Source organism: Sulfuricella denitrificans skB26 (genome assembly GCF_000297055.2).
GTDB lineage: Bacteria > Pseudomonadota > Gammaproteobacteria > Burkholderiales > Sulfuricellaceae > Sulfuricella > Sulfuricella denitrificans.
The window spans coordinates 536,531-554,577 of the sequence record NC_022357.1 but is presented as its reverse complement, the minus strand read 5'-3'; the positions used below and the strand labels follow the sequence as shown (position 1 = coordinate 554,577).

The following is an 18,047-nucleotide window of genomic DNA, read 5'->3' as shown; positions in this document are numbered from 1 at the left end:
TTATTTAAGACGCCCCACAACACCCACAGGGATGGAGTGAGAACGTGACTGAACAACTCGATGACAAACAAGAGAGTCGCTTTCTGCTGAACAATGAAGCGGATATCCGGGCATTATTAAACAAGCTGCAAAAAAAACGCAGCCATATGACGGGCCACTTTGACAACAGCTACCATATATTTTCCACCTGCCTGCTGGAGGTTGGAAAAGATACGGTGATCCTGGATGACGTCTCCGACGAAGCGATATCCCAGCGTATCCTGGCCTGTTCCCGGCTACATTTCAGCTCGGTATATGCCGGCGTACCGGTGAGCTTTGTTTCCTCACAAATCGAGCACTGCCTCTTCGAAGGCGCAGCCGCGTTTTCCATTCCGATTCCTTCAGCCATACGCTGGCCTCAGCGTCGCGAACTCTTCCGGGTGCCGACCCCCATTGGTAAACCGGTTCTATGCGAAATCGCGCTCAACAATGGCGAGATCACCCGCAACCCGCTTTCTGACATCAGCGTGGGCGGCATCGGCATGTTGACAAAAGTCTCTTCCCCATCGCTCAAGGAAGGCGCCCTGTTTGGAGGTTGCCACATCGACTTGCCTGGATTCGGCGAACTGACATCCGACATCCGTATCTGCAGTTCAGCCGACATCACGCTCAGGAACGGCAATCACGCCAGGCGTTACGGCTGCCAGTTCATCGATCTTCCGCAACAGGAGCAGTCACTGTTGCAGCGCTACGTGACCAAACTCGAACTCGCTATGCGCGCACCTCAGGCTCGCACCTGACGACACGGCTTCCCCCTCTGGCTTCGGCCAACCTAGAGGCTTTCGTTCTACCATAGCGCTGCGCCTGCATGGTAGAATGCAATCCCACTTTTCTCACGGCAATATTGAAGGCGATGCAGCTAACGGTCAACGGCACACCTCACTCCTTTGAGCAGAATCCGAACCTCTCCCAGTTGCTGGAAACCCTGAACCTCACCGGAAAACGCCTGGCGGTGGAAAGGAACGGCGAAATCGTTCCGCGCAGCCAGTTCGGCGAGACCGTGCTGACTGATGGGGACCAACTGGAAATCGTCGTCGCGGTTGGTGGCGGATAATTCATTATCCAGGCTCTGTTGCAATAATTTTGAGGGAATCAAGATGGATGAACTAATCATCGCTGGCAAGGCCTATTCTTCACGCCTGCTGATCGGCACCGGCAAATACAAAGATTTCGACGAAACTCGCCGTGCTGTCGAAGAAAGCGGCGCGCAGATAGTAACGGTAGCAATCCGCCGCACCAACATCGGCCAGAATGCTGGCGAGCCCAGTCTGCTCGATGCAGTTCCGCCCTCGCAATACACCTACCTGCCAAACACCGCCGGCTGCTATAGCGCCGACGATGCCATTCGCACCCTGCGCCTGGCGCGCGAACTGCTGGACGGCCACGATCTGGTCAAGCTCGAAGTGCTAGGCGACCCAAAAACGCTCTATCCGAATGTTGTGGAAACCATCAAGGCGGCGGAAGTCCTGGTCAAGGATGGCTTCAAGGTAATGGTCTACACTTCAGACGACCCGATCATCGCCAAGCAGCTTGAAGAAATCGGCTGCGTCGCGGTGATGCCGCTGGCCTCGCTGATCGGCTCCGGCATGGGTATCCTGAATCCATGGAACCTGCAAATCATCATTGACAACGCCAAGGTGCCGGTGATTGTCGATGCTGGCGTGGGCACGGCCTCAGATGCGGCCATTGCCATGGAGCTGGGTTGCGACGGCGTGCTGATGAATACCGCCATCGCCGGTGCCGGCAACCCGGTACTAATGGCCTCGGCCATGAAAAAGGCGGTACAGGCCGGACGCGAAGCTTTTCTCGCCGGCCGCATGCCGAAGAAGCTCTACTCCGCCAGCCCGAGTTCGCCCACTACCGGCATGATAGGCAAGTAATCAAACCAAAGGGGTGCTTGGCACACCCAGCTCATATGAACGACACTGACGACGCAACAACCAGGCACCGCCCGATCCGCAGCTTCGTCCTGCGCCAGGGCCGCATGTCCAATGCCCAGACCCGGGCACTGGATACCCTGATGCCACGCTGGGGGATCGCTTACCAGGAAACACGGCTTGATCTTGATACAGCCTTTGGCAGGACGGCGCCGAAAATTCTCGAAATCGGCTTCGGCATGGGAGATTCCACCGCAACCATCGCGTCCGCCCATCCTCAGAATGACTATCTCGGCATCGAAGTTCACGGCCCCGGTGTCGGCAGCCTGCTGAACCAGATCGAAGCACTAAGCCTGACCAACCTGCGAGTGATCCAGCACGACGCGGTGGAAGTGCTCAAGCACATGATCGCGCCGGCCAGTCTCGATGGCGTACACATTTTCTTCCCCGATCCCTGGCACAAGACCAAACACCACAAGCGCCGCCTGATCCAGCCGGAACTGGTCGCGCTGCTGTGCGAAAAGCTCAAGCCCGGCAGCTATCTGCACGCCGCTACCGACTGGCAGGAATACGCCGAGCACATCCTTGCCGTACTCGCTGCCGAATCCAGACTGACCAACACTGCCGCCGGTTACGCTCCCAAGCCAGACTATCGGCCTCTGACCAAATTCGAGCAGCGCGGTATCAAACTCGGCCACGGAGTATGGGATATCGTGTTCAGAAAAATCTAGCCGAACTGATTCTGTATCACCACCTCACCTATCGGTAGCTGCCCGCCGCGTGGCCACGGCTCCTGAACCCCCTTGCCGATGGCGACGAACATGGCGATCACATGATCCTGCGGCAAGTTGATGAGTTTGCCCACGGCTTCGAAGTCGAAGCCGTCCATCGGGCAGGAACCGTAGCCCATTTCCTTCGCTGCCAGCATCAGCGTCATGGCCGCGATCCCGCATGAGCGCATGGCCTCATCGCGTTGCACCTGATCTTTTCCGGCATAATATTGGCCGATAGCGGGCACCATGAAATCCTGCACCGGTTGCGGGGCATTCACCCAGTACCGCCCTGGCTCCTTATCCCACGCCTTGAGGTCTGCGCACAGCACGACCAGCAGCGAAGCATCGGTGACCTGCGCCTGATCCCACGCCGCCTGCCGTATTTCCTTGCGCAACGCCGGGTCGCTCGGCACCACGAATCGCCAGTTCTGGATATTGAATGCCGTGGGTGACAATATTGCCAGCGACAGCAACTTGTCGATTTCAGCTTTGCTCATGCTATGGTTTGGATCAAATGCTTTCACCGAGCGGCGCTGTTCGATTGCGTTTACCACTTCCATACAGCTTCTCCTAATGCTTGCGCAAATAAAATTCGAACGCCCCGCCTGCTTCCGACGTGGACACCAGTTCGTTACCTGTTTGCTTGGCAAATGCCTGCATATCCTTTACCGAGCCGGGATCGGTGGCTGCCACCTTCAAAACCTGTCCAGCGCTGATTTCAGCCAGCGCTTTCTTGGTACGCAAAATCGGAAGAGGACAATTCAGGCCACGTGCATCGAGTTCTTTATCGTAATTCATGGCATTCTCCTTAAAATCAAATCGACTTCATCTTGAGGTATGTATGAAAGAGACTACGCACCGATCAATTGCGCCCGGTAGCCGTGCGCCTGCACTCTTCCCAGAAGAGAGGCGTGAGTCACTTTGTCGGAATCGAATGCGACCAGCATCAGATGATCCTGGCCCGGGTTAAAGCGCGGCGCGACAACGCCGGAAAGCCCACGCATATCTTCCTCCAGTGCATTTCTTTGTTCCGCACTAAGCTCTTCATTGATATGCACCAATACATCGCTTAGATTCATGGCAATCTCCTTTAAAAATCGTTGTCAATCTTGAAGGCGTTGAATACGATATCCACCGCCACATTGCGCGCGCCGTGATACACCGCGTCCATGATGTCGCCATCACTCCAGCCCAATGCGCGTAATTGGTCCAGATCGGATTTATCAACCGACTTGGGTGTTTTGGTTGCCTTCAGCACAAGTAACAGCATGGCCTTGTCTTTATCTGGCAAAGGCGCATTCGCCGGATCACGTCGGATTGCTGCCACTTGTTCCACGGTCAGACCCACCCTCTGTATCAGCATGCCTTCATTCAAGCCGATGCAGTACTGGCAATCGTTATTCTGCGATACCAGCATGCGCACCATGGCAAGCAACGGAAAGCTCAAGGTGGGGTGTTGCATGAAGTAGGAAATGTGTTGTATCTGCTGCTCCAGCAAGGCCGGACTGGAGCTGTACATCTGAAACGCATTCGGCACCCGCCCCATCATCTGCTGGATTTGCCCGTAAAGTTCAGCCACTTTTCCCTCTGTATGCTCTGGCGCAACTGTAGAAATAATGCTCATGATTCCTCCTTTAGATACCGACCGTCCGGTATGTTGTCCGTTAAAAAAACACCTTTGTTATTTCTTTTTCCGACCTTTCTCAACCTTGGCCGGCATCAATCCCTGCACATAGCCATGCAGCTGCTGCATGCAGATACTGAAAGCTTTGGGCGACTGCATATTCTTCGCCACGCCGATACAGCCTTCCCAGGCAGAAACGATGAACAGCGCCGCCGCCTTGTAGTTCACGTCCGCCCGAATCTCGCCCTGCATTTGCCCTCGTTTGAGAGCATCTTCTACCGTCTTTTGCCAGATCCCCAGCACACCGCTGAGCTGCTGCTGAAAAAGCTCATCCAGCGCGCTCATTTCCTGCATCAGGTTATTCAGCGGACAACCCAGCATGACGAAATCAGACGGCACTTTTTTGTCGATAGTGGCGATAATATCCAGCAACGTTTCGACAGGCTGCTCGCTCTCACGCAAGCGTTTGAAAATAAGCCCTTCCAGACGCCCCTTGATCACCTCGTCGATCACCGCCAGCCCCAGCGCCTGCTTGGTAGGGAAATGGTGGTACAAGGCGCCCTTGGTCAGCCCGGTGTCCTGCAGAATATTGGAGATGCTCGCCGCCTGAAAACCCTGACGATGGATTTCGCAGAAAGCGGACATCAATAATTTTTCCCGGGTTATATCTGGTTGTTTGCTATCCATGGATTCATTACATACCAACCGGTATGTATGTGTCAAGTATTTTGTTACGGAAATATTCAGACACCCCGGTTCCACAAAAAATTGCAGCGGTTCAACTTATCGAACTAAAAGGCTCACGCTATAATCCTCAGGTGCCGCAAAAAAAATTGCGGCCACTATTCCAATCTACCCAAAGGAGTCGCCATGAAAAAACTGTTGATCGCACTGTGCCTGGCTGTCGGTTTCGCTTCCCCCGCCTTTGCCGCCGATGGAAAAGCGCCGACCGCGCAGCAGAGCAAGATGGGCGCCTGCAACAAGGAAGCCGGCGAGAAAGCGCTGAAAGGCGACGAACGCAAGAAGTTCATGAGTGATTGCCTGAAGGCCAAAGCGCCTGATACTGCAAAAGAAACCTCTGCACCGAAAGAAAAGCTGACGCCCATGGCCACCTGCAACAAGGCGGCCGGCGAAAAAAGTCTGAAAGGCGACGAGCGCAAGAAATTCATGAGTGACTGCCTGAAGGCCAAAGGCCCGGAAAATATGAAGTAAATGTTTCAAGCAGAACAAAAAACCCGCCGCGGCGGGTTTTTTAATTTATTTCCGATGCGCTCTTTATCTTGAGAACCATCTGGTCGCCAGACTGGATCACGTCGATATACCGCAAGAAATTCTGGCCAAGCAGGGCATAGTCTCTCTGGTCCATCTGCATCACTACACCAACACGCAAGCCCTTAAGCTGTATTCCTCCAGCTTCTATTGTCTGGTCTGACATCATCTCTCCCAATACCATGCCCCCGGCTGTTTTGAATGGCGTTGGCACCCCTCTGGCCAAGCCGATTTTGGCTGCCAGATCGGCACTGACAACCACGGTGCTCGCGCCGGTATCAACCATGAACGTAAGGGGCCGCCCGTTGATGGATCCACCCACATAGTAGTGACCATCGCGCGAGCGCTGGATTATGACTTCGCCTCGCGCCATGTCCAGGCCTGTCACGGTAGCGACCTGAGGCTGCATTTTGGCATCCAGGAACAAATACATGGCCCCAAAAAGAATGAGCCACAAGACCAGTGCCGTAATGTGCCCCCAAGGAAAGCGTCCCGTATTCATCCTATTTTTATGGCATGCGTCCGCTAATGGAGCGCAGAAATTCCTGGCGGAACTGATCGTTATCATTGAAACAACCAGCAAAGGCCTGGGTATAGACTCGTTCGTCGCCGCGCCGGTCCTCGCCCAGCAGCAGACAAAGCTGCTCCGCCTCGATCACACAGGCAGCGCCTTTGGCCTTGCCGTGCGTTACCAGCGCTTCGGCGACATCGCGCGTCATCCACTCCTGATAGGTGAATCGATGGCCTATCGCGTCCACCAGCCGGGCGATGCGGCCAAAGCCATGCAGCCTGCCGCCAGGAATGTAGGCGACGTGGGCGATACCGCGAAACGGCACGAGGTGGTGCGGGCAGACGCCATGTACCGCGATGCCGCGGATCACTACCATGTCCTCGCGCAGATCGACGAAGCCTTCGCCCAGCACTTCTGCAGGGTCCATGTCGTAGCCACCAAGCAGGCGCTTTTCCCACAGCTCGCGCACGCGGCGCGCGGTCCTGCCGGTATGCGTGCTATCCGGTGAGACGCCACAGGCGCGCAGCAGATCGGTAATGGCTTGTTCAAAGGCAACGGCATCGAACGTGCCAATACGGGGTATCCCCAATCCGCCAGGTAGCGGCGCAGAGTGGTCGTGGTCACAACAGTCAGACATTGGTGCATCTCCTGGTTTGCAATCCCGCCGATCATAACAAGCGCCCTTCACGTTCGCCCCCTCGCCCGTCTCGCCGTGGTCGCTGCGCAGCAGCGGGAACCCGGCGGGGACACTCCTTGCGGGTGCAGGGAGAGGGTTAGAGTGAGGGCTACATTCATGAGGCAGGCCCGGTCGGGTATTTGTAATCAAGAATTCAGGTAGTCAGTATAATACTTACATGAAAAGTCTGTGGAACGATGGGGAAGCCGCCGGTTTCAAAAATGACCTTGCCCTGCGCACTTATACTTCACGCCTGCTCGGCGGCGAGAAGGCGCTGGTGATGTATGGCGGCGGCAACACTTCGGTCAAATTGCAGGAAAACGGCGAAGACATCCTTTACGTCAAAGGCTCGGGCGCCGACCTTGCCCACGTCACGGAAAAGGACTTTGCACCGCTACGGCTGGCAGCGGTACGGCCGCTGATCGAACGCGACACTATGAGCAACGCGGAAATGGGTGCGCAATTCCGTGCCGCCCTGACCGACCCGCAACGCCCCGCGCCCCTCGATAGAAAGCATCCTCCACGCCATCTTGCCCTTCAAGTGGGTGGAGCACACCCATGCCGACGCGGTGCTGGCAGTGGCCAACACCGACCACGGCGAACGCCATATTCAAGAAACCTTCGGCGATACCGTAGTGATCGTACCCTACCGTCATTCCGGCTTCGAATTGGCGAAAGCCTGCCACGATGTTTTCAGCCACGAAGCCACTGCGAAAACCATCGGCATGGTGCTGATGCATCACGGCATCTTTGCCTTCGGCACCAGTGCACACGAATCCTACGAACGCATGATCGCCCTGGTCACTCGTGCCGAGGACTATCTCAAAAGCCGTAATGCCTGGGACATTCCGCTGCGTTTTCCACCCGCACAGACAAGCAGCGATCAGGATTTGCTGGCACTCGCCGCCCTGCGCCGCGACATCTCGCTAGCCGCCGGCTTCCCTCTGGTAATAACACTGTCATCCGACCTGATGAGTTTGGCTTATGCCCGCCGCCCTGATCTGGAATCGCTCTCCCAGCGCGGCCCGGCCACTCCGCAGCACGCCGTGTTCACCAAACGCGTGCCAATGCTGGGACGTGACGTCGCCGCCTTCACCTCAGCCTACCGCCGCTATCTGTCGGAAAACGCACCCAAGGAGGCAGAGCGCCTGCCCGACACCGCGCCGCGCATCGTGCTTGACCCGGAATGGGGCCTGATTTCTGTCGGCATCACGGCCTTCTACGCCGATGCAGCCGCCGAAATTTATCGCCACAGCATGAAAATTCAGTCCCGCGCCGAAGCGCTGGAGGCCTATGCTTCCCTGCCTCCGCGTGAAGTCCTTGCCGCCGAGATCGAATATGGCGGCTTCGAGCTGACCATGCGTAACCAATGTGAGTTGGCAGGCCAAATCGTGCTGGTGGATCGAGCCCTGTCCAACCAGTCCAAGGTGGCAGAGCTACTCGCAAAGGGCGCAGCGGTGATCGGACTGGATGACGACCCTGCCGTCAAATCGCTCCACCCCCAACCGGAATATCTTGGCCTGTGCTGCGAACCGGACAATCCGGCCCAAATGGAAGCCGCACTGGAGCAGTCGTTACGCCGCTTCGGAGGCATCGACCAGCTCATCACCGACAACCCGACACTGGCAGCGGCCTGTGAGCCGCTGCTTGAACTTTCACCCGTAAGGAAAACCGCATGAATATCGAAACCCTGCGCTGGCAAAACAACCACCTGGAAATGATTGACCAGCGCGTGTTGCCGGCACGCTTCGAATATCTCTCCTATGATTCCGCCGCCAGCGTGGCGGAAGGCATCCGCGCCATGGTGGTACGCGGGGCGCCGGCGATCGGCTGTGCCGCCGCCTACGGCGTGGCGCTGGAAGCGCTACGATTAAATAAAACCGCCCCTGAGACCTTCCGCAGCGGAATGGAAAAAGGGTTTGCCAACTTGGCTCAGAGCCGCCCCACGGCGGTCAACCTGTTCTGGGCGCTGCAACGCATGCGCCAAGTGTGGGAGGGCATGAACGCAGCCGCACCGGCGGTCGTGGCAGAACGCTTGCTGGACGAGGCCCATGAGGTCCATGCCGAAGACATCCGCATCAACCGCGCCATGGGCGCAGCTGGTGCAGCGCTGCTCGCCGACGGAGCGCACGTACTCACCCACTGCAACGCCGGCGCCCTTGCCACGGCAGGATGGGGCACGGCACTGGGCGTGATTCGCTCGGCGGTGGAAGCAGGCAAGAAGATTTCAGTGATCGCCGACGAGACGCGTCCATTCCTGCAAGGAGCGCGCCTCACCGCTTGGGAGATGGTGCAGGAAAATATCCCCGTCACCCTGATTACCGACAACATGGCCGGCCACCTGATGGCGCACGGCGAGGTCGACGCAGTCATCGTCGGCACCGACCGGGTAGCGGCCAACGGCGATGTCGCCAACAAGATCGGCACCTACATGGTGGCCGTGCTGGCACGGCGCCACAACATCCCTTTCTACGTCGCCTGCCCGCTCTCCACTATCGATTTGAACATTGCATCGGGCAAGGATATTCCGATCGAGGAACGGGCACCGGAGGAAGTCACAGGCTTCCGCGATTGCCAGTGGGCGGCACCGGGAGTCAAGACACGCAACCCGGCTTTCGACGTTACCCCAGCCGAACTGGTCACCGCATTGATCACCGAAAGGGGCGTAGTACGGGAACCCGATAAAGAAAAGATTGCGACGCTATTCCACCAGAAACAGCTGTAGAAGTTCGTTCAGGAATCGCTGGCCCAGCAGGGTCGGTCGGATGTGCAGGGCATCGCGTTCGATCAGGCCGCGCCGCTGCGCCTCTTCCAGCATGGGCAGGGCTGCAGTCAGCGACAGCCCAGTTCTGGCGGAGAACAGACTGACCGGAAAACCCTCGGTCAGGCGCAGGGCGTTCATCATGAACTCGAACGGCAGTTCGCCTTGAGAGACGGTGCGTTCCTCTTCCAGCGCGTTGCCAGCCATCGCCCGCTCCATATAAGCCTTGGGCTGGCGATGGCGCACCTGGCGCAAAATCTGGTCATGCAGCGTGAGCTTGCCGTGCGCCCCTGCCCCTATCCCCAGGTAATCCCCGAACGACCAGTAATTGAGATTATGTCGGCAGCGCTGATGCTTTTTTGCAAAGGCCGAAGTCTCGTAATGTTCGTATCCGGCCCCGGCCAGTTCCGCCTCGATGACTTCCTGCATCGCCGCCGACATATCGTCATCCGGCAGCGTCGGCGGCTTGTTGTAAAACACCGTATTGGGTTCCAGAGTGAGGTGATAGGCCGAGATATGCTGCGGCCCGAAAGACACCGCCTCGCGGATGTCGGCCAGCGCTTCTTCCATGGCCTGCTCCGGCAGGGCGTACATCAGATCGAGGTTGACGTTGTCGAAATTGCGCAGCGCCAACTCGACTGCGAATCGTGCCTCGCGGTCGTCGTGGACACGTCCGAGCGCCTGCAGGTGGCGCGGGTTGAAGCTCTGGATGCCGAGCGACAGACGATTCACCCCCGCACTACGGAAGTCGGCGAACTTCTGCGCCTCAGCCGTACCGGGATTGGCCTCCAGGGTGATTTCGGCGTGAGCTTCGACCGGAAGCAGGGTGCGTACCTGAGTCAACAGCGTGTCGATCGCCCGTGCCGAAAACAGGCTGGGCGTGCCGCCCCCCATAAAGATGCTCACCACTTTGCGCCCCCACACCAGAGGCAGTGCAGCTTCCAGATCCTTGATCAGTGCCGCGATGTACTCCTGTTCCGGCACCCCCTCGCGCGATTCGAAAGAACTGAAGTCGCAGTAGGGGCACTTGCGGACGCACCAGGGAAGGTGAATATAGAGGGAGAGCGGAGGAGGTTCGGTGAAGGGTGAGGCGTGAGGCGCGAGGAGCTGGGTGGCTTTTTCCCCCTTACCCCTCACCCTTCACCCCTCACGCTTTTGAGCTTTTCAACCAGTTCGGCCAGGGCCTTGCCGCGATGGCTGATCTTGTTCTTCTGCGCCATCGGAATTTCCGCACCGGTCTGGCCCAGTTCGGGAATGAGGAAATAAGGGTCGTAACCGAAGCCGCCTGCGCCGCGCGGCGTGTCGATGATCTCGCCGTACATCGCGCCCTCGGCGATGATAGGCTGAGGATCTTCCGGCCAGCGCACCAGCACGATCACGCAGTAATAGTGGGCCTTGCGGTTGGCATGTCCCTGCAGCGACTCGATCAGCTTCTGGTTGTTGCGCTCATCCGACTTCGGCTCGCCGGCAAAGCGGGCGGAATACACGCCAGGCGCGCCGTTCAGCGCATCAACGCAGATTCCCGAATCGTCCGCCAATGCAGGCAGCCCGGAATGCGCCGAGGCATGGCGCGCCTTGGTCAGGCAGTTCTCGATGAAAGTGCAATAGGGCTCTTCCGCTTCCGGGATGTTGAAGGCAGATTGAGGGAAAACCTCGAAATCCAGCGGCGCGAGGATGGCGTCGATTTCGCGCAGCTTACCGGCGTTATTGGAGGCAATGACGATTTTTTTCATACTAACCCCAGCGCAGCTTTCTGTTTGGCAACCAATTGCGAGATACCGCTCTGACCAAGATCGAGCATGGCATCCATTTCAGTGCGCGAGAACGGCGCACCCTCCGCCGTGCCCTGCACTTCGACGAAGCCGCCGCTGCCTGTCATGACGATATTCATGTCGGTGTCGCAATCGGAATCCTCGGCATAGTCCAGGTCCAGCACCGGTACACCCTGATACACCCCGACCGAGATTGCGGCAACAAAATCGCGCAGCGGCGATTCTATAATCTTGCCTTCCTTTAGAAGGTAGGAAACGGCATCGTGCAGCGCCACATAGGCGCCGGTAATGCTGGCGGTACGCGTGCCGCCGTCGGCCTGAATGACATCGCAATCGATCTGGATGGTGCGTTCGCCGAGCGCCTTCAAATCCACCACGGCTCGCAGGGAGCGCCCGATCAACCGCTGAATTTCCTGGGTGCGTCCGGTCTGCTTGCCCCTGGCCGCCTCGCGATCGATACGCGTATTGGTGGAGCGCGGCAGCATGCCATATTCGGCGGTGGTCCAGCCTTGTGCCTTGCCACGCAGGAACGGCGGCACTTTTTCGTCGATGCTGGCGGTACAGATCACTTTGGTATCGCCACACTCGATCAGCACCGAGCCTTCGGCATGCTTGGTGTAATTTCGGGTAATGACGATGTTGCGGAGCTGGTCCGGGTTGCGTTTACTGGGCCGCATTTAGGACTCCTAATAGGTTCGGAAAAAGGGCGCCATTATAACGCCTGTTTATTTGGAATATTTCTGGATCGCCGCCTGGATCTCGGCAATCGCGCGCTCAATGTCCGCTTCCGTCACATCCTGCTCGCCTTCTGCGCCCCGCTCCACACTGAAGGTATTGAGCTGTACCGTATAGGTATCCAGCGGCATGGTCGCGGTAGATATCGTGCGCGGGGTGAGCAATTTTTCTTCACCCCAGCGCATACCGACCGCACTCAGGTTGTCACCCTCTTCACCGCCGCGCAATTCAGCGTGGTCGAGCAATTCGGGAATGGCAGTAGTAATCGGGTAGGTATCGAGAATCGACGCGATCTCGTCCGTCGAAAGCAGGCCCCACAGGCCATCAGAACACATCAGCAGGGTGTCGCCTTCGCGTAACTGCATCTTGCGCGACAACTCAATGTCGGGGGGAATGGGTCCGCCCAGGCAACTGTAAACTTTGTTGCGCTCGGGATGCGTGGTCATTTCATCCTCGGTGATTATTCCCTGCTCGAACAGTTGCTGCACCAGGGAATGGTCGCGAGTGCGGGTTGCCAGCTTGCCGCCATGAAAGAGGTACAAGCGAGTATCTCCGACATGAGCCCAATAGGCCTGATTATCCTGCACCACGCAAGCCACGCAGGTAGTGCGGGGGTGCTCGCTCAGGCCATGCGCCAGGACATAATCGCCGATGGCTTCGTGCGCCTGGTTAAGGGTGTCGATCAGGAAGCGGAAAGGATCTTTTAGTGCCGGCGTTGCCAGCTTCTGAAAGTTTTCTACCAGGAATTGCACCGCGATCTGAGAGGCGATTTCACCGTGAAAATGGCCGCCCATGCCATCGGCAACCACCATCAACAAGGCATCCCGGCTGTAGGAATAGGCCAGGCGATCCTGATTATATCTACGTCCCCCCTGACGACTGGATTGGAAAATCGAAAATTTCACCGCTCGCCACCTGTTTTTAATTTGCTGAATTTATTTCGAATAGTATGCAACAGAGAAAACTTTTTCTGGGTCACTTCAGGTACTTTGTCTTTCTCCAGCAGGGCCTTCTGCACCACGAAAACGCTCTGCGGCCTTTCCAGCGGATCCAGTTTCAGGCACCAGTCGATAAGTTCAAGCAAATGCTCGGAATGGTGGCCACTCCATAATTTTCTTGCCGACTCCTGCTTGTCCTGTTCCAGGCGCATATTGGCCGCCTGGGGAGCAAAGCCGGAAAGGCAGGCGAACATGCTCGCGCCGACGCCGTAAATATCGGTCCATGGACCGAGCGCATCGCGGTCGTGGCCATATTGCTCGGGTGCGGCAAAACCCGGCGTGTACATCGGATTAAGACTGGATTTTTCCTGGGTCAGGGTCTGCCGCGCAGCACCAAAATCCAGTAACAGCGGTGAGCCATCAAGACGAATGTAGATGTTCGATGGCTTGATGTCGAGGTGCAATATTTTGTGCGCATGGACCTCGCGCAGGCCACCTAGCATTTCAGCGAAAATGCGCCGGATGAAGTATTCCCTGATCTCTTTCTTGCGGTGCAGGATGTAATCCTGCAGTGTCCGACCGCGCTCGTACTGCATTACCAGGTAAACCGTTTCATTGGCACGGAAGAAGTTGGTCACCCTTACCACGTTGGGGTGACCAATGCGGGCAAGCGCCAGGCCTTCCTCAAAAAAACATTTCATCCCATAACGAAACACATTCAGGTTTTCCGCTGAAGAAGCTTGCACCAGTGCGCCGGATTCCCGCAGCACCAGAGCGCAGGGAAGATACTCCTTGATCGCCACTGGCAATTCGTTCTCGTCATATGCCAGGTAAACCAGGCTGAAACCGCCTGAGCTGATCTGCTTGTCGATACGGTAATTGAGCAACTGGTAGCCGTGAGGAAGAGCCTGATTGGGTTGTGAGGCCATCGCACCATCTGTATGATTGAACCTCGACCATTATTCTGATTTGGCTTGGCAAAGTAAAGCCCATAGCCATAAACGGACTCCCCCTATGATTTACAGCATGACCGGATTTGCCGCAGTGACACAAGAACTGGAGTCAGGCTCCCTGAGCCTGGAACTGCGCTCGGTCAACTCGCGCTACCTTGAACCTCACTTCCGCCTGGATGAATCCTTCCGTGCACTGGAACCTGCGCTGCGCGAGATGATCGGCGGTGCGCTAAGCCGCGGCAAGGTGGAATGCCGGCTGAATTTCACCGCACGTAGCGCAAGCCAGGCTCCTCTGCGACTCAATACCGCGCTCGCAGAACAACTGGCGCAGCTTGGTCATTCAGCCAAGGCGCTGCTGCCCGATGGTCAACCGCTCAGCGTGGCTGACTTATTGCGCTGGCCAGGGGTCATCGAAGGCGAATGCGTCGGCACGGAGGGTCTGCAGGAAGCCTGTCTACCCCTGTTGCGCCGGGGCCTCGACGAACTGTCGGCCACCCGCCAGCGCGAGGGAGAAAAACTCAAAACTTTTTTGCTACAACGCGTCGAGCAGATGGACGCCCTGGTGGTGAGCGTATTGCCGTACATTCCCAGACTGATCGCAGCCTACCAGGAAAAACTCGCCACCCGCCTCAAGGAAGTTATGGGGAATGGCGACGATGATCGCATCCGCCAGGAAATCGCCCTGTTTGCCCAGAAGATCGACGTGGACGAAGAGCTGTCGCGACTGCAAACCCATCTCACCGAAATGCGGCGCATCCTGGAAAAAGGCGGTGCAGTAGGCAAGCGACTGGACTTCCTGATGCAGGAGCTCAACCGCGAAGCCAATACCCTGGGTTCAAAATCGGCCGCATCCGAAACGACGCAGACCGCGATGGAGCTCAAAGTGCTCATCGAGCAGATGCGCGAGCAGATACAGAATATCGAATAATAAGGTTAGAAGGTGAGGCGTGAAGAGTGAGGGGGAAATCAAAACCACCACCTCACCGTTTTTGACTTTCCCCCTCACCCCTCACCTTCTTACTCCTCACCTTTTTTGGAATAACATTATGCCCAGTGGAAATCTATTCATCGTCACCGCACCCTCTGGCGCGGGAAAAACCAGCCTGGTGCGAGAGCTATTGCAGAATGACAATCAGGTCAAACTGTCGGTTTCCTACACCACCCGCGCTACACGCCCGGGCGAAGTGGACGGCAAGGACTATCATTTTGTCACCGAGCAAAAATTTCTGGAGATGCTGGAACGCGGCGACTTCCTCGAAAGCGCCCTGGTGTATGGCAACCGCTACGGCACCTCCCAGCCCTGGATAGAAAACGCCATGCGCTCCGGCACCGATATCCTGCTGGAAATCGACTGGCAGGGTGCCGCCCAGGTCAGGAAAATTTTTCCCCAAGCAACCGGTATTTTCATCCTGCCACCCTCGCTGGAAGCCCTGCTCGCGCGGCTCACAGGGCGCGGCCAGGACTCCGAGGAAATCATCGCGCGTCGCCTGGCCGCCGCCCGCGAGGATATCGGTCATGTGGAAGAGTTTGATTATGTTATAATTAACGATGTTTTCGAAACGGCGCTGCAAGACCTGATCAGCGTGATCCGCGCGCAGCGGCTGACCGCAAGTCGGCAACTCAGCGCCCATGCCGACATGGTCGCCAAAATGAAATAATCGGCATCACTCAATCAAAGGAAGCTAGCATGGCACGTATCACCGTAGACGACTGCATGAAGACCATCACCAACCGTTTCGAGCTGGCCCTGGTCGCCACCGTACGCGCTCGCCAGATTGCCCAGGGCGGCACGCCGATGGTGGATTCCAACCGCGACAAGCCAACCGTCATCGCCTTGCGCGAAATTGCCCAGGGCAAAGTCGGGGTGGAGATCCTCAACCGCGGTCTGCTCTGAAACAGTCCGGAGTTCCAGGTTAGGGGTGCCGAGTGAACAAATCCAATACTCAGCACTCAGCGCTCGGCACTCAGGGCTCAGCAACTGACATCGCCGCCTTCACTGCGCGGCTGTCCTCCTACCTCAAGCCCGAAGATACCGCCCAGATCGAGGCGGCCTACCATCTCAGCGATAGCGCCCATGCCGGCCAGTTCCGCAAGAGCGGCGAACCCTACATTTCCCACCCACTAGCGGTCGCCGAAATTCTGGCCGACTGGCATCTGGATGCCCAGACTTTGATGGCGGCACTGCTGCACGATGTGGTGGAAGATACCGCCATCACCAAGAAGGAAATTGCCGAGCGCTTCGGCAAGGCGGTGGCTGAACTGGTAGACGGCGTATCCAAGCTGGACAAGATCGAGTTCCAGACAGAAATCCACGCCCAGGCCGAAAACTTCCGAAAAATGCTGCTGGCGATGGCGCGCGATGTCCGCGTCATCCTGATCAAAATTGCCGACCGCCTGCACAACATGCGCACCCTTGGGGCAATGGCCCCGGAGAAACGCCAGCGCATCGCGAACGAGACTCTGGAAATCTACGCACCCATCGCCAACCGCCTCGGACTGAACAGCGTTTACGATGAGCTTGAGGATCTGAGCTTTCACCACCTCTATCCCAACCGATTCGAGGTGCTGGCCAAGGCCGTCAAGGCTGCACGCGGAAACCGCCGCGAAGTAGTGGGCAAGGTGCTGGAGGCTATCGAGCAGAAACTCAAGGATTGCCAGATCGAGGCCACCATCACCGGGCGCGAAAAGCACCTGTACAGCATTTACAAAAAAATGCAGGGCAAATCCCTGACCTTTTCAGAAGTTTTCGATATTTACGGGTTTCGCGTCATCGTCAAGGACGTTCCCACCTGCTATCTCACCCTGGGCTCCCTGCACCAGCTTTACAAGCCGATCCCCGGGAAGTTCAAGGACTACATCGCCATCCCCAAGGCGAATGGCTACCAGTCCTTGCACACCACCCTGTTCGGGCCTTTCGGCACACCAATCGAGATTCAGATTCGCAGCCAGGACATGCACAAGATCGCCGAAGCCGGTGTTGCCTCGCATTGGCTTTACAAAAGCGGGGATACCGAGATCAACGAGATGCAACAGAAGACCCACCAGTGGCTGCAAAGCCTGCTGGAAATTCAGTCGGAAAGCGGCGATGCCACCGAATTCCTGGAGCACATCAAGGTCGACCTGTTCCCTGACGAAGTTTACGTCTTCACGCCCAAGGGCAAGATCATGGCGCTGCCGCGCGGTGCCACCGGGGTGGATTTCGCCTACGCTGTACATACTGATGTCGGCAACCGCTGTGTTGCAGTGAAAATTGACCAGGAATTGATGCCCTTGCGAACCGAGCTGAAAAACGGCGACCAAGTGGAAATCGTGACTGCCGCCCACGCAAAGCCCAACCCGACTTGGCTCAGTTACGTCATCACCGGCAAGGCGCGCTCGCACATCCGGCACTTCCTCAAAACCATGCAGTACGATGAATCCGCCACCCTGGGAGAGCGCCTGCTCAACCAGGCGCTACGCGCACTCGGCACAGATTCGAAAGAGATCACTGAAGCACAATGGGAAAAACTGCTGAACGAAAACACCGGAAAAAACCGACTGGAGATATTAGCCGACATCGGCCTCGGCAAGCGCCTCAACATTGTTGTCGCACACCAGTTGCTTGCCGTCACCGAAACGACCGAAGAGCGCAAGCATGTCCCGATGGGGCCGATCACCATCCGCGGCACTGAGGGCATGGCGGTACAATATGCCCGATGCTGCCGGCCGATACCGGGCGACCCGATCATCGGCTTCATCAACAAGGGCCAAGGACTGGTCATCCACACCCACGACTGCCCGGTCATCGCCAAAAACCGCGCCGACACCGACAAATTGCTGGATGTGGAATGGGATCCGGAAGCACCGAAAAAAGCTTTCGACGTCAACATCAAGCTGATAGTAGCCAACCAGCGCGGCGTGCTGGCCCAGGTCGCTGCCGCAATTGCCGACGCCGGATCGAACATCGACAATGTCAGCATGGAAGAAGAAGACGGCAGCGCCTACACCACCATGAACTTCACCTTGCAGGTTGAAAACCGCATCCACCTTGCCAACGTGATGCGCAGTTTGCGCAAGATTATGGAAGTGGTGAGGATTACGCGGGTGAAGGGGGTAGTAGACCGGAGGCATGGGTAGCAC

The 18,047-nt window shown here is 57.2% G+C and carries 24 protein-coding genes and 1 pseudogene; 12 read left to right on the top strand and 13 right to left on the bottom strand.

The annotated features are described in order from the left end of the window. Nucleotides 1-44 precede the first annotated feature (44 nt). From SCD_RS02645 to trmB, 4 genes are all read left to right on the top strand, one after another. On the top strand, nucleotides 45-779 hold the full coding sequence (locus SCD_RS02645) for a flagellar brake protein (RefSeq protein ID WP_009206671.1): 735 nt from the start codon (nucleotides 45-47) through the stop codon (nucleotides 777-779). A 113-nt stretch (nucleotides 780-892) separates the two neighbouring features. Continuing rightward, nucleotides 893-1,093: a sulfur carrier protein ThiS gene (gene thiS / locus SCD_RS02640; protein WP_009206672.1), complete on the top strand. Its 201-nt coding sequence runs from the start codon at nucleotides 893-895 to the stop codon at nucleotides 1,091-1,093. 43 nt (nucleotides 1,094-1,136) lie between these two features. After that, nucleotides 1,137-1,919, top strand: coding sequence for a thiazole synthase (locus SCD_RS02635; protein ID WP_009206673.1), 783 nt, complete (start codon nucleotides 1,137-1,139; stop codon nucleotides 1,917-1,919). 35 nt (nucleotides 1,920-1,954) lie between these two features. Next, the gene (gene trmB, locus SCD_RS02630; protein ID WP_021035759.1) at nucleotides 1,955-2,647 is read left to right on the top strand and encodes a tRNA (guanosine(46)-N7)-methyltransferase TrmB; all 693 of its coding nucleotides are present in this window, start codon (nucleotides 1,955-1,957) and stop codon (nucleotides 2,645-2,647) included. Here trmB and SCD_RS02625 read toward each other — a convergent pair. The 5 genes from SCD_RS02625 to SCD_RS02605 are packed head-to-tail and all read right to left on the bottom strand — an operon-like array spanning nucleotide 2,644 to nucleotide 4,958. Continuing rightward, the gene (locus SCD_RS02625; RefSeq protein ID WP_009206675.1) at nucleotides 2,644-3,249 is read right to left on the bottom strand and encodes a nitroreductase family protein; all 606 of its coding nucleotides are present in this window, start codon (nucleotides 3,247-3,249) and stop codon (nucleotides 2,644-2,646) included. The genes trmB and SCD_RS02625 overlap by 4 nt on opposite strands. 10 nt (nucleotides 3,250-3,259) lie before the next feature. After that, on the bottom strand, nucleotides 3,260-3,487 hold the full coding sequence (locus tag SCD_RS02620; RefSeq protein WP_009206676.1) for a sulfurtransferase TusA family protein: 228 nt from the start codon (nucleotides 3,485-3,487) through the stop codon (nucleotides 3,260-3,262). 53 nt (nucleotides 3,488-3,540) lie between these two features. Then, nucleotides 3,541-3,768: a hypothetical protein gene (locus SCD_RS02615; protein WP_009206677.1), complete on the bottom strand. Its 228-nt coding sequence runs from the start codon at nucleotides 3,766-3,768 to the stop codon at nucleotides 3,541-3,543. Nucleotides 3,769-3,779: 11 nt separating this feature from the next. After that, nucleotides 3,780-4,313, bottom strand: coding sequence for a carboxymuconolactone decarboxylase family protein (locus SCD_RS02610; protein WP_009206678.1), 534 nt, complete (start codon nucleotides 4,311-4,313; stop codon nucleotides 3,780-3,782). A gap of 57 nt (nucleotides 4,314-4,370) precedes the next feature. Beyond that, nucleotides 4,371-4,958, bottom strand: coding sequence for a TetR/AcrR family transcriptional regulator (locus tag SCD_RS02605; RefSeq protein ID WP_232504427.1), 588 nt, complete (start codon nucleotides 4,956-4,958; stop codon nucleotides 4,371-4,373). A gap of 225 nt (nucleotides 4,959-5,183) precedes the next feature. Here SCD_RS02605 and SCD_RS02600 point away from each other — a divergent pair, with 225 nt between their 5' ends. After that, the gene (locus SCD_RS02600) at nucleotides 5,184-5,525 is read left to right on the top strand and encodes a PsiF family protein (protein WP_009206680.1); all 342 of its coding nucleotides are present in this window, start codon (nucleotides 5,184-5,186) and stop codon (nucleotides 5,523-5,525) included. Nucleotides 5,526-5,565: 40 nt separating this feature from the next. Here SCD_RS02600 and SCD_RS02595 read toward each other — a convergent pair whose 3' ends face one another. Next, nucleotides 5,566-5,991, bottom strand: a complete 426-nt coding sequence (locus SCD_RS02595; protein WP_232504426.1) for a retropepsin-like aspartic protease family protein — start codon at nucleotides 5,989-5,991, stop codon at nucleotides 5,566-5,568. 100 nt (nucleotides 5,992-6,091) lie between these two features. After that, nucleotides 6,092-6,730: a GTP cyclohydrolase I FolE gene (folE, locus tag SCD_RS02590; RefSeq protein WP_021035758.1), complete on the bottom strand. Its 639-nt coding sequence runs from the start codon at nucleotides 6,728-6,730 to the stop codon at nucleotides 6,092-6,094. Nucleotides 6,731-6,947: 217 nt separating this feature from the next. Between folE and SCD_RS17095 the strand changes: the two are divergent. After that, nucleotides 6,948-7,127, top strand: a pseudogene (locus SCD_RS17095) (hypothetical protein); the annotation flags it as partial. Between the two features lie 36 nt (nucleotides 7,128-7,163). Here SCD_RS17095 and SCD_RS16960 read toward each other — a convergent pair. Beyond that, entirely contained in the window at nucleotides 7,164-7,298 is a 135-nt protein-coding gene (locus tag SCD_RS16960; protein ID WP_269763882.1) for a hypothetical protein, read from the bottom strand. A 1-nt stretch (nucleotide 7,299) separates the two neighbouring features. On the opposite strand from SCD_RS16960, the gene SCD_RS02585 reads away from it, so the two are divergent. Beyond that, entirely contained in the window at nucleotides 7,300-8,448 is a 1,149-nt protein-coding gene (locus SCD_RS02585) for a class II aldolase/adducin family protein (protein WP_009206684.1), read from the top strand. Beyond that, entirely contained in the window at nucleotides 8,445-9,494 is a 1,050-nt protein-coding gene (gene mtnA, locus SCD_RS02580) for an S-methyl-5-thioribose-1-phosphate isomerase (protein WP_009206685.1), read from the top strand. The genes SCD_RS02585 and mtnA overlap by 4 nt, the downstream gene beginning before the upstream one ends. On the opposite strand, the gene hemW is transcribed toward mtnA, so the two are convergent. The 5 genes from hemW to SCD_RS02555 are packed head-to-tail and all read right to left on the bottom strand — an operon-like array spanning nucleotide 9,471 to nucleotide 13,904. Further along, nucleotides 9,471-10,667 carry a radical SAM family heme chaperone HemW gene (gene hemW, locus SCD_RS02575; protein ID WP_009206686.1) on the bottom strand — a complete coding sequence of 399 codons (1,197 nt, stop codon included), beginning with the start codon at nucleotides 10,665-10,667 and terminating at the stop codon, nucleotides 9,471-9,473. The genes mtnA and hemW overlap by 24 nt on opposite strands. Next, nucleotides 10,664-11,263 carry an RdgB/HAM1 family non-canonical purine NTP pyrophosphatase gene (gene rdgB / locus SCD_RS02570; protein ID WP_009206687.1) on the bottom strand — a complete coding sequence of 200 codons (600 nt, stop codon included), beginning with the start codon at nucleotides 11,261-11,263 and terminating at the stop codon, nucleotides 10,664-10,666. Before rdgB ends, hemW begins: the two co-directional genes overlap by 4 nt. Then, nucleotides 11,260-11,979, bottom strand: coding sequence for a ribonuclease PH (rph, locus tag SCD_RS02565; protein ID WP_009206688.1), 720 nt, complete (start codon nucleotides 11,977-11,979; stop codon nucleotides 11,260-11,262). Before rph ends, rdgB begins: the two co-directional genes overlap by 4 nt. A 48-nt stretch (nucleotides 11,980-12,027) precedes the next feature. Continuing rightward, nucleotides 12,028-12,942: a PP2C family protein-serine/threonine phosphatase gene (locus SCD_RS02560; protein ID WP_009206689.1), complete on the bottom strand. Its 915-nt coding sequence runs from the start codon at nucleotides 12,940-12,942 to the stop codon at nucleotides 12,028-12,030. Beyond that, nucleotides 12,939-13,904: a serine/threonine protein kinase gene (locus tag SCD_RS02555; protein ID WP_009206690.1), complete on the bottom strand. Its 966-nt coding sequence runs from the start codon at nucleotides 13,902-13,904 to the stop codon at nucleotides 12,939-12,941. The genes SCD_RS02560 and SCD_RS02555 overlap by 4 nt, the downstream gene beginning before the upstream one ends. An 85-nt stretch (nucleotides 13,905-13,989) precedes the next feature. Between SCD_RS02555 and SCD_RS02550 the strand changes: the two genes are divergently transcribed. From SCD_RS02550 to SCD_RS02535, 4 genes are all read left to right on the top strand, one after another. Beyond that, nucleotides 13,990-14,856, top strand: a complete 867-nt coding sequence (locus tag SCD_RS02550; protein WP_009206691.1) for a YicC/YloC family endoribonuclease — start codon at nucleotides 13,990-13,992, stop codon at nucleotides 14,854-14,856. Between the two features lie 118 nt (nucleotides 14,857-14,974). Further along, nucleotides 14,975-15,586 carry a guanylate kinase gene (gmk, locus tag SCD_RS02545; RefSeq protein ID WP_009206692.1) on the top strand — a complete coding sequence of 204 codons (612 nt, stop codon included), beginning with the start codon at nucleotides 14,975-14,977 and terminating at the stop codon, nucleotides 15,584-15,586. 29 nt (nucleotides 15,587-15,615) lie between these two features. Next, nucleotides 15,616-15,822 carry a DNA-directed RNA polymerase subunit omega gene (gene rpoZ / locus SCD_RS02540; RefSeq protein ID WP_009206693.1) on the top strand — a complete coding sequence of 69 codons (207 nt, stop codon included), beginning with the start codon at nucleotides 15,616-15,618 and terminating at the stop codon, nucleotides 15,820-15,822. Between the two features lie 32 nt (nucleotides 15,823-15,854). Further along, entirely contained in the window at nucleotides 15,855-18,044 is a 2,190-nt protein-coding gene (locus SCD_RS02535; RefSeq protein WP_009206694.1) for a RelA/SpoT family protein, read from the top strand. Nucleotides 18,045-18,047 lie beyond the last annotated feature (3 nt).

Excerpts from the sequence above, each read along its gene's own strand:
- thiS (WP_009206672.1), top strand. The coding sequence starts at position 893 with ATGCAGCTAACGGTCAACGGCACACCTCACTCCTTTGAGCAGAATCCG.
- SCD_RS02635 (WP_009206673.1), top strand. The coding sequence starts at position 1,137 with ATGGATGAACTAATCATCGCTGGCAAGGCCTATTCTTCACGCCTGCTG.
- trmB (WP_021035759.1), top strand. The coding sequence starts at position 1,955 with ATGAACGACACTGACGACGCAACAACCAGGCACCGCCCGATCCGCAGC.
- SCD_RS02625 (WP_009206675.1), bottom strand. The coding sequence starts at position 3,249 with ATGGAAGTGGTAAACGCAATCGAACAGCGCCGCTCGGTGAAAGCATTT.
- SCD_RS02620 (WP_009206676.1), bottom strand. The coding sequence starts at position 3,487 with ATGAATTACGATAAAGAACTCGATGCACGTGGCCTGAATTGTCCTCTT.
- SCD_RS02615 (WP_009206677.1), bottom strand. The coding sequence starts at position 3,768 with ATGAATCTAAGCGATGTATTGGTGCATATCAATGAAGAGCTTAGTGCG.
- SCD_RS02610 (WP_009206678.1), bottom strand. The coding sequence starts at position 4,313 with ATGAGCATTATTTCTACAGTTGCGCCAGAGCATACAGAGGGAAAAGTG.
- SCD_RS02605 (WP_232504427.1), bottom strand. The coding sequence starts at position 4,958 with ATGTCCGCTTTCTGCGAAATCCATCGTCAGGGTTTTCAGGCGGCGAGC.
- SCD_RS02600 (WP_009206680.1), top strand. The coding sequence starts at position 5,184 with ATGAAAAAACTGTTGATCGCACTGTGCCTGGCTGTCGGTTTCGCTTCC.
- SCD_RS02595 (WP_232504426.1), bottom strand. The coding sequence starts at position 5,991 with ATGCAGCCTCAGGTCGCTACCGTGACAGGCCTGGACATGGCGCGAGGC.
- folE (WP_021035758.1), bottom strand. The coding sequence starts at position 6,730 with ATGTCTGACTGTTGTGACCACGACCACTCTGCGCCGCTACCTGGCGGA.
- SCD_RS16960 (WP_269763882.1), bottom strand. The coding sequence starts at position 7,298 with ATGGCGTGGAGGATGCTTTCTATCGAGGGGCGCGGGGCGTTGCGGGTC.
- mtnA (WP_009206685.1), top strand. The coding sequence starts at position 8,445 with ATGAATATCGAAACCCTGCGCTGGCAAAACAACCACCTGGAAATGATT.
- rdgB (WP_009206687.1), bottom strand. The coding sequence starts at position 11,263 with ATGAAAAAAATCGTCATTGCCTCCAATAACGCCGGTAAGCTGCGCGAA.
- rph (WP_009206688.1), bottom strand. The coding sequence starts at position 11,979 with ATGCGGCCCAGTAAACGCAACCCGGACCAGCTCCGCAACATCGTCATT.
- SCD_RS02555 (WP_009206690.1), bottom strand. The coding sequence starts at position 13,904 with ATGGCCTCACAACCCAATCAGGCTCTTCCTCACGGCTACCAGTTGCTC.
- SCD_RS02550 (WP_009206691.1), top strand. The coding sequence starts at position 13,990 with ATGATTTACAGCATGACCGGATTTGCCGCAGTGACACAAGAACTGGAG.
- gmk (WP_009206692.1), top strand. The coding sequence starts at position 14,975 with ATGCCCAGTGGAAATCTATTCATCGTCACCGCACCCTCTGGCGCGGGA.
- rpoZ (WP_009206693.1), top strand. The coding sequence starts at position 15,616 with ATGGCACGTATCACCGTAGACGACTGCATGAAGACCATCACCAACCGT.